At 44.8% G+C, this 964-nt stretch carries 1 protein-coding gene; it reads left to right on the plus strand.

Annotated features, from left to right (window positions below; translation table 11 throughout):
- On the plus strand, positions 1-927 hold a 927-nt coding region (gene tuf, locus PHAL_RS0122580), incomplete at its 5' end, for an elongation factor Tu (protein ID WP_016710695.1).
- Between the last annotated feature and the right edge of the window lie 37 nt (positions 928-964).

Consider the following 964-nt stretch of genomic DNA (forward strand, 5'->3'; position numbering starts at 1 on the left):
GATTATGTTAAAAACATGATCACTGGTGCTGCTCAAATGGACGGCGCTATCCTAGTTGTTGCTGCGACTGACGGCCCTATGCCACAAACGCGTGAGCACATCCTTCTTTCTCGTCAAGTTGGCGTACCTTACATCGTTGTGTTCATGAACAAATGTGACATGGTTGATGACGAAGAGCTACTTGAATTAGTAGAAATGGAAGTTCGTGAACTTCTTTCTGAGTACGACTTCCCAGGTGATGACTTACCACTAATCGCTGGTTCTGCGCTTAAAGCGTTAGAAGGCGAGAAAGAGTGGGAAGACAAGATCATTGAACTTGCAGACGCACTTGATTCTTACATCCCAGAGCCAGAGCGCGACATCGATAAGCCATTCATCATGCCTATCGAAGACGTTTTCTCAATCCAAGGTCGTGGTACAGTTGTAACTGGTCGTGTTGAAGCTGGTATCATCAACGTGAATGACGAAGTAGAAATCGTTGGTATCCGTGATACAACTAAATCTACTTGTACTGGTGTTGAAATGTTCCGTAAGCTACTAGACGAAGGTCGTGCTGGTGAGAACATTGGTGCACTTTTACGTGGTACTAAGCGTGAAGACGTTGAACGTGGTCAAGTACTAGCTAAGCCTGGTTCAATCAAGCCACACACTACATTCACTTCAGAAGTATACGTACTTTCTAAAGATGAAGGTGGTCGTCATACTCCTTTCTTCAAAGGTTACCGTCCACAGTTCTACTTCCGTACAACTGACGTAACAGGTGACGTACAGTTACCAGAAGGCGTAGAAATGGTAATGCCTGGTGATAACGTTAAGATGACAGTAACTCTAATCGCGCCAATCGCGATGGACGAAGGTCTTCGTTTCGCTATCCGTGAAGGTGGCCGTACTGTAGGTGCTGGTGTTGTAGCAACTATCGTAGAGTAATAGTTAGCCTAGCTAATTAATACTAAAAAAACCCGAG

The organism is Pseudoalteromonas haloplanktis ATCC 14393, from assembly GCF_000238355.1.
GTDB classification, from domain to species: Bacteria; Pseudomonadota; Gammaproteobacteria; order Enterobacterales; family Alteromonadaceae; genus Pseudoalteromonas; species Pseudoalteromonas haloplanktis.